General features: G+C 69.5%; 15 protein-coding genes. 4 read left to right on the top strand and 11 right to left on the bottom strand.

Annotation, left to right across the window (positions count from 1 at the left end; genetic code table 11):
- Positions 1-43 precede the first annotated feature (43 nt).
- Positions 44-682: a LysE family translocator gene (locus G6035_RS03005; protein ID WP_176615593.1), complete on the top strand. Its 639-nt coding sequence runs from the start codon at positions 44-46 to the stop codon at positions 680-682.
- A gap of 254 nt (positions 683-936) precedes the next feature.
- On the top strand, positions 937-1,575 hold the full coding sequence (locus G6035_RS03000; protein WP_176615592.1) for a LysE family translocator: 639 nt from the start codon (positions 937-939) through the stop codon (positions 1,573-1,575).
- Between the two features lie 153 nt (positions 1,576-1,728).
- Here G6035_RS03000 and G6035_RS02995 read toward each other — a convergent pair whose 3' ends face one another.
- The 4 genes from G6035_RS02995 to tdh all read right to left on the bottom strand — a co-directional run bounded on the left by G6035_RS02995 (position 1,729) and on the right by tdh (position 5,950).
- Positions 1,729-2,346: a hypothetical protein gene (locus G6035_RS02995; RefSeq protein ID WP_176615591.1), complete on the bottom strand. Its 618-nt coding sequence runs from the start codon at positions 2,344-2,346 to the stop codon at positions 1,729-1,731.
- Between the two features lie 118 nt (positions 2,347-2,464).
- Positions 2,465-3,553 carry an FAD-binding oxidoreductase gene (locus G6035_RS02990; RefSeq protein WP_176615590.1) on the bottom strand — a complete coding sequence of 363 codons (1,089 nt, stop codon included), beginning with the start codon at positions 3,551-3,553 and terminating at the stop codon, positions 2,465-2,467.
- 54 nt (positions 3,554-3,607) lie between these two features.
- Positions 3,608-4,816, bottom strand: a complete 1,209-nt coding sequence (locus G6035_RS02985; protein ID WP_176615589.1) for a glycine C-acetyltransferase — start codon at positions 4,814-4,816, stop codon at positions 3,608-3,610.
- An 84-nt stretch (positions 4,817-4,900) separates the two neighbouring features.
- Positions 4,901-5,950, bottom strand: a complete 1,050-nt coding sequence (gene tdh / locus G6035_RS02980; RefSeq protein WP_176615588.1) for an L-threonine 3-dehydrogenase — start codon at positions 5,948-5,950, stop codon at positions 4,901-4,903.
- Positions 5,951-6,075: 125 nt separating this feature from the next.
- On the opposite strand from tdh, the gene G6035_RS02975 reads away from it, so the two are divergent.
- Positions 6,076-7,014, top strand: coding sequence for a LysR family transcriptional regulator (locus tag G6035_RS02975; protein WP_176615587.1), 939 nt, complete (start codon positions 6,076-6,078; stop codon positions 7,012-7,014).
- A gap of 73 nt (positions 7,015-7,087) precedes the next feature.
- Positions 7,088-8,437: an aminopeptidase C gene (locus G6035_RS02970; protein ID WP_176615586.1), complete on the top strand. Its 1,350-nt coding sequence runs from the start codon at positions 7,088-7,090 to the stop codon at positions 8,435-8,437.
- A gap of 56 nt (positions 8,438-8,493) precedes the next feature.
- Here the strand turns inward: G6035_RS02970 and G6035_RS02965 are convergent, their stop codons facing one another.
- From G6035_RS02965 to G6035_RS02935, 7 genes are all read right to left on the bottom strand, one after another.
- A complete protein-coding gene (locus G6035_RS02965) occupies positions 8,494-9,438 on the bottom strand; it encodes a phosphotransferase (protein ID WP_176615585.1) in 945 nt (314 codons plus the stop codon).
- Entirely contained in the window at positions 9,435-10,229 is a 795-nt protein-coding gene (locus G6035_RS02960) for a hypothetical protein (RefSeq protein WP_176615584.1), read from the bottom strand. Before G6035_RS02960 ends, G6035_RS02965 begins: the two co-directional genes overlap by 4 nt.
- A gap of 105 nt (positions 10,230-10,334) precedes the next feature.
- Positions 10,335-11,843, bottom strand: a complete 1,509-nt coding sequence (gatB, locus tag G6035_RS02955; RefSeq protein ID WP_176615583.1) for an Asp-tRNA(Asn)/Glu-tRNA(Gln) amidotransferase subunit GatB — start codon at positions 11,841-11,843, stop codon at positions 10,335-10,337.
- Entirely contained in the window at positions 11,843-13,426 is a 1,584-nt protein-coding gene (gene gatA, locus G6035_RS02950; protein ID WP_176615582.1) for an Asp-tRNA(Asn)/Glu-tRNA(Gln) amidotransferase subunit GatA, read from the bottom strand. The genes gatB and gatA overlap by 1 nt, the downstream gene beginning before the upstream one ends.
- Positions 13,427-13,429: 3 nt before the next feature.
- A complete protein-coding gene (gene gatC / locus G6035_RS02945; protein WP_176615581.1) occupies positions 13,430-13,726 on the bottom strand; it encodes an Asp-tRNA(Asn)/Glu-tRNA(Gln) amidotransferase subunit GatC in 297 nt (98 codons plus the stop codon).
- 76 nt (positions 13,727-13,802) lie between these two features.
- The gene (locus G6035_RS02940) at positions 13,803-14,300 is read right to left on the bottom strand and encodes a GNAT family N-acetyltransferase (protein WP_176615580.1); all 498 of its coding nucleotides are present in this window, start codon (positions 14,298-14,300) and stop codon (positions 13,803-13,805) included.
- A 93-nt stretch (positions 14,301-14,393) separates the two neighbouring features.
- On the bottom strand, positions 14,394-15,809 hold the full coding sequence (locus G6035_RS02935; RefSeq protein WP_176615579.1) for a CoA transferase: 1,416 nt from the start codon (positions 15,807-15,809) through the stop codon (positions 14,394-14,396).
- Between the last annotated feature and the right edge of the window lie 26 nt (positions 15,810-15,835).

The raw sequence follows: 15,835 nt of genomic DNA, 5'->3' as shown, positions 1-15,835 counted from the left end.
CCGGCGCGCAAGTTCGGCAGCCGGCATGCCGGACAATTGAGGCATGACAGTGATTTCCCTCCTCGGCTTTGCCGGGCTGTGCCTCATGCTTGCCCTCATCCCGGGCCCGGATACGTTCCTGGTGCTGCGGATCGCCATGTCCCGCGCCCGGGCCGGCATCGCCGCGGCGGCAGGTTCCGCCACCGGCGCGCTGCTCTGGGCCGCGCTGGTCGGTTTGGGCCTGGCGGCCATTGTGGAGCAGTCGGCCGAGGTGTTCCGGTGGCTCAAGATCGCCGGCGGGCTGTACCTGCTGTATTTGGGCGTCTCCTCGTTCCTGAAGGCGCGCAGGGCTGCCCGGGAAGGCGTGGCCGTTGAGGGCCGGCCGCCGCTGCGCTACAGCTGCCGTGCAGCCTACGGATCGGGGCTGCTCTCAACACTGCTCAACCCCAAGGTGGGCCTGTTCTACCTGGCGGTGGTGCCCCAGTTCATCCCCCACGGCGGCAACACGCTGGGCATGGCCATGGTCCTGGGCCTGACACTGGCCGCCATCGGCTTCCTCTACCTGGCCGCGATTGCCGTCGTTGCCTTCAAGGTGGTGCAGTGGCTGCGCAGGCCCAAGGTCAACACCGTTATTGAGCGCACCAGCAGCGGCATCCTGGCGGTGCTGGGCGTGGGCGTCATGGCCTCCGGCGCCTCCAGCTGACTGCTGATTTCGCGTTCTGCTAATTTTGCCCGCTGCATTGCCCGCCTCGGGTTCCTGGCACCGCTTACACCATGCGCCGGACCCGGGCCGGGTTTGGCGCAGCTTGTCCACTGGCGCCAAACCCACGCCCGGTCCGGCGCATAAAGGACGGCAACTTCCGGCTCGCGCCAAACCCACGCCCGGTCCGGCGCATAAAGGACGGCACGCCGGACGTCCGTTGCCCGCAGCCCTCCCTGTGCCGGACAATTGACTCCATGACCCTGCTTTCCCTGCTGGCGTTCGCCGGCCTGTGCCTCCTGCTGTCGCTGACCCCGGGCCCGGACACCTTTCTGGTGCTGCGCATCGCCTTGAACCGCGCAAGCGCCGGAGTGGCCGCAGCAGCCGGTTCGGCGTCGGCCGCCATCGTGTGGGCGGGCCTGGTGGGCGTGGGCCTTGCGGCCGTCCTCGAGCAGTCCGCCGAAGTGTTCCGGTGGGTCAAGATCGCCGGCGGCATCTACCTTGTCTACCTCGGGGTGTCGTCGTTCCTGAAAGCCCGCAGGGCCGCCCGTGCCGGAATAAAGGAAGGCGCGCAGGCGCCGCTGCCGTACAGCCGCCTGGCCGGTTTTGGCGCCGGCGCACTGTCCACGCTGCTCAACCCCAAGGTGGGCCTGTTCTACTTGGCCGTGGTGCCGCAGTTCATCCCGCGCGGTGGCAACACCCTGGCCACTGCCATGGTCCTGGGTGCCGTGGAGGCGGTCATCGCCTTTGCGTACCTGGCCGTGGTGGCGGTGCTTGCCTACAAGGCCATGACGTGGCTGCGCCGGCCCAAGGTCAACAGCACCCTGGAACGTGCCAGCAGCGGGATCATCGCCGCCCTCGGCGTCGGCGTGCTGGCCTCCGGCGCCGCCAGCTAGCCAGCCGCGCCAAGCCAGCAAGTCAGCAAGCCAGCAAGCCACCCAGCCAATATCAGCCCGGCCAAGCCGGCCGGGCAAAGCCCGACGCCCGAGTCCGCGCAAAGCCAACCGCGACCGGCGGATCGGGCGTCAGGTGTCGGGGGTGGTCGTCAGTTACCGCTGCTTCCGCAACCTGTTGACCCGCGCCTTGGCTTCCTTGCGCGATTCCTTCAGGTGCTCCTTGCCTACCTTGTGCGCTTCCTTGGCCTCGAGGTGCGCGTTGTCGTGTTCGGCTTCCTTTTGCGCGTTTTCAATCTTGTATGGCTCCTTGCCCTTGTCCTTGAGGTGCTCCACGTGGCGTGCACGGCCGGCCTCCTTGTGCTCGACGTGGTGCTGCGCGCGCTCGGCGGTGCGTTCGTCGCGGTACTCGTCGCGGGCGATCTTCTCGCCGTACTTCCGGTCCACGCGTTCGTTGTGGTGGGCGTCGTGGCGGGCAAGGGTCTCTTCGGTTTCGAAGGCGCGCCCTACGTTTTCCACGGCGTGGCCCGCATCGCTGAGGCTGCCGGTGACGCCGTGGGCGACAGCCAGGCCGATGTCGGCGCCGGCGTGGCCCAGGTCCTTCAATATGGAGGTGACACCGTGTGCGACTTCAACACCGCCGTCGCCGAATTCGCGCCCGACGCCGCGTTCGCCGCCTATATCGTGCTTGTGTCCGGTGGGGGCATCGTTGCGATGGCGTTCCGAGACGGGATCCTGATGATACCGGTCCTTTTGGCCGGGTCCTTCAACCATTGCCGACTCCTTTCGAGTGAGCATCGTCCCCAAAAGGGACCGCATCGACAAGTCCGAAGGGAACACGGCCATTATCCCACCCAGCCGCACGCACGTAAATTGTCCGGACGGCGCCCGGCTACCCGAGACCGGCGCGCTGGGGGCTGAGTGCCCCGGCCAGGCAGCCGTCGTCGTCCGGCAAGGTGCCCGTGACCAGCGCGGCCGCCAGCGTGGCAAGTGCCGCCGAGGTCTGGATGCCGTAACCGCCCTGCCCGGCCAGCCAGAAGAAGTTGGGCACGACGGCGTCGAACCCAACCACGGGCAGGCCGTCTGCCGGCTGGGTGCGCAGGCCCGTCCAGGCCTGTACGACGCCGGTGATCCCCGCCGTGGTGACCCCGCCAATGCGCCCGATGAGTTCGGTGATGTCGTGCTCCGCCACCTGCGCGTCGCCGGGCTCTGCCGGCACCGATTCGCACGGCGAAATGAGGAGGTTGCCGCCGTCGGGCCGGTAGTAATACGAGCCGTCGGCCGGCTGCACCATGGGTCCGAGGGGGGCCACCGGGTGTTCCGTCGAGACGATGGCCACGCTGCGCCGGTGCGGTTGCAGTCCCCGGGGTCGGGCACCAAACCGGGCGGCCACGGCATCCGCCCAGGCGCCGGCCGCGTCCACCGCAATGGTGGCGGTGATGGTGTGCGCGCCGGCGGACACCTGGAAGCGCCCGGCGGATGATTCGACGCCGGAGACACGGGAACCCGTCAGCAGGATGGCTCCGGCACCCATCGCCTGGCTGCGGTAAAACTCCAGCAGCGCCGGCACGTCTACCTCCATCGCGGTGCCGTCCACGGTGGCGGCCTCGAAGGTTTCGGGGCGCAGGTCCGGGCTGCGGTCCATGGTCTCGGCATGGGTCAGCGCCGCCAGCGCCGGGTCCTGCGCCACGAGTTGGGCCACCTGCTCCGCCGTGCCGAGCGTGAGCAGCGGCCTCGGCATGAGGATCGGCGCCGGCAGCCGCTCCGAGATGCGCCCCACCATGGCAATGCTGCGCCGCGTCAATTCCTGGATGGGTGCCGGCCCGTAGCTGGGCTGCATCTGCCGGGCCGAACGGGACGAGCTGTGGTACCCGAGCGACTCCTCCGCTTCCACCAGCACCACGGCCCGGGAAGGGGCCAGCCGCCAGGCCAGGGACAGCCCGGCGATTCCGCCGCCAACAATGAGTACGTCACAGTCCATGCCGCAATCGTGGCACAGTACGCCCCCGGCGTAAAAATCCGGGCGGGGGCGGGGTCAGGCTGCGGCCCGGGCCGCGACGAACGCCGCAACGCAGGCCTCGACGTCTTCCGCGCTGTGGGCCGCGGAGAGCTGTACGCGGATTCGGGCGGCGCCGCGGGGCACCACGGGGAAGCTGAAGGCCGTGACGTAGACGCCGTGTTGCAGCATGGAGTCGGCCGTGCGGGCGGCCGCCACGGCGTCGCCGAACATGACCGGGACAATGGCGTGCTCGCCGGGGAGCAGCTCAAAGCCCTCCTCGGCCATGCGGCGGCGGAACTGGGCGGCGTTGTCAAACAGGCGGCTGCGCAGCGCGGCGGAGCCGGCCACGAGCTCCAGCGCCTTGAGCGTCGCGGCCACGATGGCCGGGGCCAGCGAGTTGGAGAACAGGTACGGCCGGGCCTTTTGGCGCAGCATGGCCACGATCTCACCGCGGCCGGAGACGTAGCCGCCGGATGCGCCGCCCAGCGCCTTGCCGAAGGTGCCGGTGTAGATGTCCACGCGGTCCGAGACACCGGCGTGCTCCGGCGTGCCGGCACCCGTGGGGCCCATGAAGCCCACCGCGTGGGAGTCGTCCACCATGACCAGGGCGCCGTACTTGTCTGCGAGGTCGCAGATGGCGCGCAGCGGGGCCAGGAAGCCGTCCATGGAAAACACGCCGTCGGTGACCACGATGGTGCGCCGGGCCCCGGCGCCGTCGTTCAGCTGCGCGGCGGCCTGCAGCTGGGCCTCGAGGTCGGCCATGTCCTGGTTGGCGTAGCGGAAGCGGGCGGCCTTGGAAAGGCGGATGCCGTCAATGATGGAGGCGTGGTTCAGGGCGTCGGAGATGATGGCGTCCTCCGCCCCGAACAGCGATTCAAAGACGCCGCCGTTCGCGTCGAAGCAGGAGGAGAACAGGATGGTGTCCTCCGTGCCGAGGAACCTGGAGACGGCAGCCTCGAGCTCCAGGTGCAGGTCCTGGGTGCCGCAGATGAAGCGGACGCTGGCCATGCCGAAGCCGTGGCTGTCCATGGCGGACTTGGCCGCGGCGATGACTTCGGGGTGGTCGGCCAGGCCCAGGTAGTTGTTGGCGCAAAAGTTCAGCACGGGGGCGGTGGCGCCGTCGAGCGGACCGGCCTGGACGTGGCTGGACTGGGGCGAGGTGATCCGGCGTTCGGTCTTGAACGTTCCGGCGGAACGGATTTCATCCAGCTCGGCGGCGAGCTGGGCCTTCATGGAGGTGTACATCGGCTTCTCCTTGGGGTGGCGCGGTGGGGAGGACGACGGCGGAACCCGGGGTCCGGCGTCGTACGTACTTGGGCGGTACGTGGCTTAGGAAAAAACGGACCAGTCAAGGACCACTTTGCCACCCCGGCCGGACTTTGCGATCGCAAATGCCTGTTCCCATTCGGTGGCGGGCAGGCGGTCGGTCACCACGGAGGCGACGGCGGCGCGCAGCACGGGGTTGGAGGAGAGCATGGCACTCATGGCGTACCAGGTCTCGAACATTTCGCGGCCGTAGATGCCCTTGAGCGTGAGCATGTGCGTGACCACCTTGCCCCAGTTGATGTCGATGGGTTCGCTGGCCAGCCCGAGCATGGCGATGCGGCCGCCGTGGTTCATGTTGTCAATCATTTCCGGCAGGGCCGTGCGGTGGCCGGACATTTCCAGGCCGACGTCGAAGCCCTCGCGCAGGCCGAGCTCGCGCTGGGCGTCGCGCAGGCGGGTGGTGGCGACGTTGACGGCGAGGTCGGCGCCCATGCCGGCGGCCATGGCCAGGCGCGCTTCGGAGATGTCGGTGATGGCGATCTTGCGGGCGCCGGCGTGGCGGGCCACGGCCACGGCCATCAGGCCGATGGGCCCGGCGCCGGTGATGAGCACGTCCTCCCCGACCAGCCCGTAGCTGAGCGCGGTGTGGACGGCGTTGCCGAGGGGGTCGAAAATGGCGCCAAGTTCCGGGGTGATGGAGGGATCGTGGTGCACCCAGACGTTGGATTCGGGGATCACCACGTACTCGGCAAAGGCGCCGTCGCGCTGAACGCCCACGGAGACGGTGTTGATGCACAGGTGCCGGCGGCCGGCGCGGCAGTTGCGGCACATGCCGCAGACCACGTGGCCTTCGCCGGAGACCTTGTCCCCGACCTTCACGGTTTCCACTTCGTCGCCGATGTCCACCACCTCGCCGTAAAACTCGTGGCCGGGGATGAGCGGGGCGTTGATGGTTTCCGCCGCCCAGGCGTCCCAGGCCTGGATGTGCAGGTCGGTGCCGCACAGGCCCGTGGCTGCCACCTTGACCTTCACGTCCCGGGCGCCGGTTTCCGGTTCCGGGCGCTCGACGAGTTCAAACCCGGGGTGCGCGCCGGACTTGTAGAGTGCTTTCATCGGACCGCTTTCTGCTGGCGTGTTCAGGGGTTTCCCTGGCTCCATTACAACCCGCCAGACCATTTAGCACAATCGAATTTTGCTCCATCATCGATTTAGAAATTGCTAAATGATAATGTGGCGGCGTGGAACTACACCAACTGCAGATGTTGCGCGAACTTGGCGAGCTCGGAAGCGTCAAGGCGGTCGCGGAGACCATGTCCGTCACGCCGTCGGCGGTCAGCCAGCAAATTTCCCTGCTCCAGCGCCAGGTGGACACGCCGCTCACGCGCAAGGAGGGCCGGAACCTGGTCCTGACGGACGCCGGGCAGGTCCTCGCCGACGCCGGCGCCGAGGTCATCAACGCCATGGCCACGGCACGGGCGGCCATCGGCGAGTACCAGCACGATGCCAGCGGGACCGTCTCCATCAGCGGCTTCCACAGCGCCGGGCAGGCCCTTTTTGCGCCGCTGGTGCGCCGGCTCGCGGGGATGAGGGCCGGGGTGCCGGCCTCCCCGGCCCGGGCCGGGGTGCCGCGGGTCAAGCTGAGCGACGAAGACGTGGCCCAGCACGACTTCCCGGCGCTGACGGCCAGGTACGACCTCGTGCTGGCCCACCGGATGGACCACAGCCCGGCTTGGCCGGAGTCCCGGGTGCGTGTCATCCCGCTGGCGCACGAGCCCCTCGACATCGCCCTGGCCGTGGACCATCCCCTGGCCGCCAAGGCGGAACTGTCACCGGAGGACGTGGTGGACTGTGCGTGGGTGGCCAGCCGCAGCGGCTACTCCCCCGCGGACGTGCTCACGGCCATCGGTGCCGTGGCCAGCCGGCCTGTGAACGTGGTGCACCGCATCAACGACTATTCGACCGCCGCCGCGCTCGTCTCCACGGGGGACGTGATCGGGCTGCTGCCGCGCTACACGGCCAGCCCGGCCCTGAACCCCGGCGTGACGCTGCGCCCGCTGACGGGGATCAGCACCCGGCGGCGGATCGACCTGCTGGTCCGGCCGGAAAACCTGAAGCGCAGCTCCGTGCAGGTGGTGGCGGAGGCACTGCAGGAGGTCATGGCCGGCATGGTCCGCTGAGCGTTCCCGGCCGTTCCGGTGCGCCGCGGACAAAAGTTTGCCGCTGTCCATGAATCGGGATAGAACGGAATACATGACCACCATCACAGACACAACCGCCGCGGCCCTGACCATGGGGCAGCTTGCGGAGCTGCATAAATCCTTTGCCGCCGATCCCGTCCTCAAGCGCACACAAAACGCCATCTCGCGGGTCAGCGTGGACGAAATTGCCGTTGACCACCAACTGGCCACGTCCCTGTCCACCACCGTCTCGAACCGCATCGACGACTGGAAGGCCACAAACCAGAAGAAGTCCGGCCGCTGCTGGCTGTTCGCGGCGCTGAACCTGCTGCGCGCCGGCGCCAAGCAGGTGCTGGACGTCAAGGAGTTCGAGTTCTCGCAGAACTACGCCATGTACTTCGACAAGCTGGAACGGGCCAACTACTTCCTGCAGTCCGTCCTGGAAACGGCCGAACGGCCCGGGGACGACCGACTGGTGGCCTACCTGCTGCAGACCGTGATGGGCGACGGCGGGCAGTGGGACATGGCCGTGAACATCTTCACGAAGTACGGGGCCGTGCCAAAGTCGGCCATGCCGGAGACCGAGTCGTCCTCGAACACCAGCCGGATGAATTCCGTGCTCCGCTCGCTGTTGCGCCGCGGTGCGCAGGAAATGCGCACGCTGCGCCACGCCGGCGACGCGGCCGGGGAGGAAGCGGCCCGCGAACGGATCATCACGGAGGTGCACCGGATCCTCACCCTGCACCTGGGCACGCCCCCGACGCAGTTCGAGTGGGAGTACACGGACGACAAGAAGGCCTTCCACCGCGAGGGCGTGCTGACCCCGCAGGAATTCCTGGCCAAGTACACCACCCTCGACCTCCATGACTACGTCTGCCTCGTGGACGACCCCCGCTCCGAGCACCCCAAGGGCAGCACCCTGACGGTCGAGCACCTGGGCAATGTGGTCGGTGCCGCGCCGGTGCTTTACCTCAACGTGGACATCGCCCTGGCCAAGCGGCTGGCCAAGGAGGCCATCCTGGACGGGCAGCCGGTCTGGTTTGGCTGCGACGTGGGACCGCAGATGGTCCGCAAGGACGGCATCTGGGACGCCCGCCTCTATGACTATGCAGGCCTCTACGGCGCCGAGCTGGACATGGACAAGGAGGCCCGGGTCCGCTTTGGCGAATCGGCCATGACGCACGCCATGCTGCTGACGGGCGTGGACGTGCTCGACGGCGACACGCGGCGCTGGCGGGTGGAGAACAGCTGGGGCGAGGAAAACGGCGACCAGGGATTCTTCACCATGGCCGACAACTGGTTTGACGAGTACGTCTTCGAGGTCGTGGTCAACAAGAAGCGCCTCTCCCCCGAGCTGCGCCATGCCTTGGCAGCCGAGCCCATCGTGCTGCAGGCCTGGGACCCCATGGGCGCGCTGGCCTAGGCTCCCTGGCAACCCGTCGCGAACGGGCACTTGACTGTGCCGCAGAAACACCCCGGTCAGGTGCCCGTTAGCGCGTCAGTGTGGGGCAGGCGCTGCCGCAGCCAGGCGATGAGGGCTTCGGCCTGCTTCCGCTGAAAGGCACGCAGCGCTGGAATCCCCGGCGGCTCGGGGCGGCGGGACATGTCCATGAAGTAGCCGGCATAGCCCGCCAGGACGCCGTCCACGTCCCCTGCCGGAACGCCGGCGAAGACGGGATGGTGCACCAGCGGCAGTTCGGGGTTGGCCGCCGGGTCGAGGGACGTGACGTTGACCAGCACACCCAGCGCATCGACCCAGGGGGCACCGGTGCAGGCCCACGGCCAGTCGACCAGCACCGCGCCGTCCCCCGTCAACAGGATGTTGTCGGTGCGCAGGTCCCCGTGGACCAGGGACGTGCCGGCGACGGCGGCCAGTCCGCGCTGCGCCAACCCCGCCAATGTGTCGAGGCTGTCCGACGCCCACGGATCGAGCCCGTCCAGCGGGCGCTTCCGCAGTTTTTCCCACCCCTGGAAGGCACCCCGGAGCGAATCCTCACAGCGCGGCAGGGCCGGGCTTCCCTGCAGGCTGACGCGTCCCATGCGGTCCAGCGTGTCCAGAACATGCTGCAGTTCGGCGTCCACCCACGGCTCCGCGGGGTGCCGGCCGTCCACGTCGGTGAAGGCCAGCGCCACCCAGGTGCCGTCGTCGTACGAGCCGAGGAACGCCGGCACGGGCAGGCCGTCCGGGAGTGCGGCGGCAATGCCCGCTTCGCGGCGGTGCAGGGCCGCCGAGGTGGTGTTGACGTCGGCGCTGACCGCCTTCACAAACGCCGTGCGCCCGGACGCGAGCCGCACCCGGTCCGCCGAGCCGGGCGAGAAGCCGCCGGGCTGCGATGCGGCCGCCACGACTGCGTCGCCCAGGATCCCCTCGATGCCGGCACGGACCTGTGCAGGCAGCCCGGCCCAGCCGATGCGCCCGGTCATGGGCAGGGGGCCAGTGCCAGGACGGTGGCGTCGTCGGCCACTTCCCCGATGTCGGCCTGCCGGGTGCGCAGTTCATGCATGAGGCCGAGGGCGCCGAGTGTCGTTTGGGTGCGTTCCAGGAATTCTTCCGGCCCGCTGACCAGGCCGAGGTCAACGGCGCGCCAGGCCCCGTCGGTTGCCATCACCATGATCTCGGGCCGCTCCAGCTGGACCACGTGGGCATGGTCTGCCGCCTCGGGCTCGCGCCGGGCCACCCAGAGGCGGCCGGGCGTGTTGCGCAGTTCACGGTCGCGTTCCAGGAGCCTGCGGCGTTCCCCAGCGTCCACGGCGCGGCGGGATTCCTCGGGCCCAATGCGGGAATCGGCGGGTTCGGCGTGCACCTGGCGGGTTTCGCCGCCCGCTGTGCGCACGACGACCGTGCAGTCGGCCAGGCCGGCCACCTCCACGCCGTCGGCATTCAGCTGGGCCAGGGAGACGGCTGCGGACGGGAATCGGACGCGTTCGGCGCCGACCAGGGGCGTGGCGGCGGCATCGACGGCGGCCAGCGCGGAGGCGAGCCGGGCCCGGACTCCGGTGCGGCCCGGGTCGTGGCACGGCCCGGCGAGGTTCATGGACAACGTCTGCGCCAGCCATTGGGGATCCGACGCAGCGGGCAGGCCGAGCTGTTCGAGCAGCGGCGTGGCCCCGTCAATGATCCACGCGTTGGGTCCCTTGAAGCCGCAGGCGTCCTCCATGACGTGGGCGTCGCCCTCGAACTGCACGCGGGCACGGATTTCCCAGCCAAAGGTCATGCCCTCATCCTGCCACAACGAAAACCGCGCCCGTTCCCCATTTTTGCGCCCCGTGGACGGGGCGCAAAAATGGGGGGCGGGCGCGGCTGCGGCGTTCCGCGCAGGCTACCCTTCGACGCCGAGCGTCGCCAGGATCAGCTCGCGCACGCGGGCCGCGTCGGCCTGCCCGCGGGTGACCTTCATGACGCCGCCAACGATCGCACCGACTGCCTGGACCTTGCCGCCGCGGATCTTCTCCGCCACGTCGGGCTGTGCGGCGAGGGCCTCGTCGATCGCCTTCTGGAGGGCGCCGTCGTCGGACACCACGGCCAGGCCACGCTTGGCCACGACCTCGGCGGGCGTGCCTTCGCCTTCAAGGACGCCGTCGAGCACCTTGCGGGCCAGCTTGTCATTGATGGCGCCCGAGGCGATGAGCTTCTCGATCTCCACCACGACGGCGGGGCTGACGCCCAGCGCGGCGGGGTCGACGTCGGCCAGCTTGGCCCGGCGCGCGATCTCGCCCATCCACCACTTGCGGGCTGCGGCGGCGGTGGCGCCGGCCGTGACGGTTTCCTCAATCTCGTCCATGAGTCCGGCGTTGACCACGTCGCGGAATTCCAGGTCCGTGTAGCCCCAGTCGGCCTGCAGGCGCTTGCGGCGCTCGGCGGGCGGCTCGGGCAGGCGGGAGCGCAGTTCCTCGACCCACTCGGCTGTGGTGACGATGGGCACCAGGTCCGGTTCCGGGAAGTATCGGTAGTCGTCGGCGTCGGACTTGGGGCGCCCCGAGGTTGTGGACTTGGTGTCCTCGTGCCAGTGGCGCGTTTCCTGCGTGATCTCCACGCCGGAATCGAGCACGGCGGCGTGGCGCTGGATCTCGAACTTCACGGCGTTTTCGACGGCGCGCAGCGAGTTCACGTTCTTCGTCTCGGTGCGCGTGCCGAACTTTTCCGCACCGTGCGGGCGCAGGGAGACGTTGGCGTCGCAGCGGACGTTGCCGCGTTCCATGCGCGCGTCGGATACGCCCAGGTTCTTCACGATTTCCCGGACGGCTGCAACATACGCCTTGGCCAGTTCGGGGGCGCGGGAGCCGGCCCCTTCGATGGGCTTGGTGACGATTTCCACCAGCGGCACGCCGGAGCGGTTGTAGTCGACCAGGGAGTAGTCGGCGCCCTGGATGCGGCCGGTGGCCCCGCCCATGTGGGTGAGCTTGCCGGCGTCCTCCTCCATGTGCGCGCGCTCGATCTCCACCCGGAACACGGTGCCGTCCTCCAGCTCAATGTCCAGCCAGCCGTCGTAGCAGATCGGGTCCTCGTACTGGGAGGTCTGGAAGTTCTTGGGGGTGTCCGGGTAGAAGTACTGCTTGCGGGCAAAGGTGCAGTGCTCGGCGATCTTGCAGTTCAGCGCCAGGCCGATCAGGATCGAGGACTCCACGGCCTTCCTGTTCACCACGGGCAGCACGCCGGGCAGGCCCAGGCACACCTCGTTGACGTTGGTGTTGGGCTCGTCGCCAAAGACGTTGGGTGCGGAGGAGAACATCTTGGTCTTCGTGTTCAGCTCAACGTGCACCTCGAAGCCCAGGACGGGGTCGTACTTTTCCATGGCTTCCTCGAAGCCCACCAGGGTCTCGGTGCTCATTAGTTGGCCTCCTTGGCTGCGGCGGTTGCGGCGGTCCCTTGGGTCTCGACAGGCTCGACCGCCGGGGTCTCGGCCAGCGAGGGGGCGCGGTCCAGGATCGGGCCGCCCCACTGTGCCTCGAGCAGGGATTCAAGCACGGCGCCCACGCGGTACAGGCGGGCGTCCTCGCGGGCCGGGGCCAGCAGCTGGATGCCCACGGGCAGGCCGTCCTCGTCCGCCAGGCCGCCGGGCAGGGTCAGCCCGGGCACGCCGGCCATGTTGGCCGGGATGGTGGCGACATCGTTGAGGTACATGGCCAGGGGGTCGTTGAGCTTCTCGCCCAGCTTGAACGCCGTGGTGGGCGCTGTCGGGGAAATCAGCACGTCGACCTGTTCAAACGCGGCGGCAAAGTCGCGCTGGATCAGGGTTCGGACCTTCTGGGCGGAGCCGTAGTAGGCGTCGTAGTAGCCGGCCGAAAGGGCGTAGGTGCCCAGGATGATGCGGCGCTTGACCTCGTCGCCGAAGCCGGCCGCACGGGTGGCGGCCATGACGCGTTCAATGGTGAGCGGGCCCTCGGCCGGCAGGGCGCGCATGCCGAAGCGCACGCCGTCGAACTTGGCCAGGTTGGAGGAGGCCTCACTCGGCATGATCAGGTAGTAGGCGCCCAGTGCGTAGCCAAAGTTGGGGCAGGAGACCTCAACGATTTCGGCGCCGGCGCCGCGCAGCAGCTCCAGCGACTCGTTGAAGCGGTTTTCGACGCCGGCCTGGTAGCCCTCGCCGTGCAGTTCCTTGATGATGCCGATCTTCATGCCGGCAACGTTGCCCAGGCGGGCGGCGTCGGCCAGGCCGGTGGAGGGATCGGTCAGCGAGGTGGAGTCCTGGGGGTCGTGCCCGCCGATGACCTCCTGCAGCAGGGCCGAGTCCAGGACGGTGCGGGAGACCGGGCCGATCTGGTCCAGCGAGGACGCCATGGCAATGGCGCCGTAGCGGGAGACCGCACCGTAGGTGGGCTTGACTCCCACGGTGCCGGTGACGGCGCCGGGCTGGCGGATGGACCCGCCGGTGTCGGTGCCCAGGGCCAGCGGGGCCTCAAAGGCAGCAACGGCAGCCGCGGACCCGCCGCCGGAACCGCCGGGGATCCGGTCCAGGTCCCACGGGTTGCGGGTGGGGCCGTAGGCGGAGTGCTCGGTGGAGGAGCCCATGGCGAATTCGTCAAGGTTCGTCTTGCCGAGGATGGGCATGCGGGCGGCGCGCAGCTTCTTCACGACGGTGGCGTCGTACGGGCTCATCCAGCCTTCGAGGATCTTCGAGCCGGCCGTGGTGGGCTGGCCCTTAGTGACGATGAGGTCCTTGACGGCGATCGGGACGCCGGCGAGCTCGTGGAGCTCCTCCCCGGCGGCGCGGCGGGCGTCGACGTCGGCCGCAACGGCGAGGGCCTCTTCGGCGTTGACGTGCAGGAACGCGTTGACGCCGCGCTCGCCGCCGTCCACGGCGGCAATGCGGTCCAGGTGTGCCTGGACCAGTTCGACGGAGGTGATGTCGCCGGCGGCCAGCTTGGCGGCCATGTCGGCGGCGCTGGAGCGGATCAGTTCATGGACAGTCATGGCTTAGCTCTCCTCCAAAATGGCGGGCACCTTGAAGCGGCCGTCCGCGGAATCCGGGGCACCGGACAGTGCCTCCTCGGCGGTGAGCACATGGCCCACCACGTCCTCGCGCATGACGTTGGTCAGCGGGATCGGGTGGGATGTGGCCGGGACGTCGGCCCCGGCAGCCTCGCTGACGCTTTTGACGGAATCCACAATCACGGCCAGTTCCTTGGCCATGCGGTCCAGTTCGTCGTCGCTCATCTCGATGTGGGCCAGTTGCGCCAGATGCGCCACCTGCCCACGGTTGATCGCAGCCATGGATCTCCCCTGCAAAAAAGAAAAAAGTTGTCCCCACCAGCTTAGTCTCCCGCGGCGGGGGATAATTCCGTGCCGTCTACACTTCCTGGCGGTAGACGCGCAGCATCTTGCCGTTCTCCGGGATGGGCCAGTCGCGCTCCGGCGCGCGGACGAACCCCAGCTTGCGGTAGAGGGCGTGGGCGCCGTGCCAGTCGTCGCCCGTGGTGAGGCTCACGGCCCGGATGCCGTCCGCGGCGCGGGCCCGGTCCAGGATGTACCGCACCATGGCGGCCCCGGCCCCGCTGCGCTGGACCTTCGGGTCCACCACGAGCAGCCGGAATTCGAGCTCGTCGGGCCGCGCAATGTCCGCCCATTCGTCCCCGTGCACGGCCAGCGTCGCGGAGCCCACCACCACCCCGTCGCGTTCTGCCACGATCACCGGGGCCACGGCCGCCCGCTCCGCCACCCGCATGATCTTTTGCATGTACGGGTACTCGGCGCTGTCAAAGTAGCCGGCCCCCAGGTAGGCATCGGCCGTGATCCGGGCGACGGCGCCAAAGTCATCGGATGTTGCGGGGCGGACGGTGAGGTTCATGCGTGGGGTTCTCCTGGTGGGGTACGACGGCGGTGCCCGCCTTCCCCAGTTTCCCCTATGCGGGTGCCGCGCGGGAAATGCGGCGGGCCGGGCTCAGCCGCCGGCGGGCCAGGCAGCCCTGGCGGACCCGTAGCCGCGGGGTTCCACGGCGGTCCAGGCCGGGACGCCGTCCACCTCCACGGCCGACGCCAGCCGCCGTCCGGGACCCCAGGCCGTCACCTCCGGCCCGGCCACTAGCGTTTCCGGCGCCGGCAGTTCGCCGGACACCCGGCTTGGTCCGGTGCGCATCAGTTCCACGGCGGTCCGGGCCAGCGACAGCCGTGCAGTGCGCACCGTGCCGTCCAGCCGCTGGCGCCACGCGTCGATGGCCGCGGCGGCCGTGAGGTAGCCGGTGGCGTGGTCGAGCGCCTGGACGGGCAGCGGGAACGGTCCTCCGCGGCCAAAGTGTTCCATGCCGGCGTGCGTGATCCCGCAGCTCATCTGCACCAGGGAGTCAAAGCCGCGCCGCTGCGCCCACGGGCCGGACCAGCCGTAGGCGTCGAGGGCCACGTTGACCAGTGCCGGGTGGCGTTCGGCCAGTGTGGCGTCGGAGAGGCCCAGCCGGTCCAGGGCGTCGGGCCGGTAGCCGTGGATGAAGATGTCGGCGCCGGCAAGCAGTTCCTCCAGGCGCGCCAGCCCGTCCGGCGTCTTGATGTCGAGCCGGGCACAGTGCTTGCCCAGCGTCATCTCCGGTTCCAGGCCGGGTTCATTCCAGTCCGGCGGGTCGATCCGCAGCACCTCGGCTCCGTACAGCGCCAGGAACCGGGTGGCAACCGGGCCGGCGATGACCCGGGTCAGGTCCAGGACACGCACCCCGGCGAGCGGGCGGGCGGCGGTGGGCTCCATGGTGCGCGGCGCAGTGGTGGGAGCAGTGGTGGCGGGACCGCGGCGGCGGGTGCCGGCGTCGTGCCTGCCAAAGGGCGGGACTCGGCGCTCCTGGCCCCAGTGCACCAGCGGCTCGGCGGCGACGGCGGCGCCTTGGGGGTGGGCGAGCCACCCGTCGCGGGTGCGCATGACGGCGGCGCATCCGTCCGCGGCAACGATGGCCGCTTCCAGCTCGTCCCCGGTCAGGGGCGCCACGGCCGGCGCCACGGTTTCGCGTGTTGCACCGGCGGACAGGCCCAGGACGGCGAGCGCGACGGCACGGTGGTGCGGGGCGTTGGTGTGGAGGCGGATCCAGCCGTCGGCGCAGGGGTAGATGCCGGCGATCGCGTCCCACACGGGCGGCAGTTCCCATCCCGTGGGCGTGAAGGACAGCCCGAACCAGGCCGATGCCAGGGCCCGGTCGACGGACACCTGCGGGGCGGCACGGCCGAGCCGGCCCGACAGCGCCGCCACGGCCGTTCCGGCGGCCGCCATGGCGGCCACCGCCAGCCCGGTGACATCGAACGCGGACGGCAACGCCCCGTCCCCCGTCAGCCCCACCTGGTCCGGGGCGGCGAAGTTCGCACCGTCGACCCTAAGGTTCATGCCATCAGGTTACTCCCGCGTGCCGG

Source organism: Arthrobacter sp. SDTb3-6 (assembly GCF_013376095.1).
Taxonomy (GTDB): domain Bacteria; phylum Actinomycetota; class Actinomycetes; order Actinomycetales; family Micrococcaceae; genus Specibacter.
Note: the sequence above shows the minus strand (reverse complement) of the source record. Positions and strands in the feature narration are given on the sequence as shown.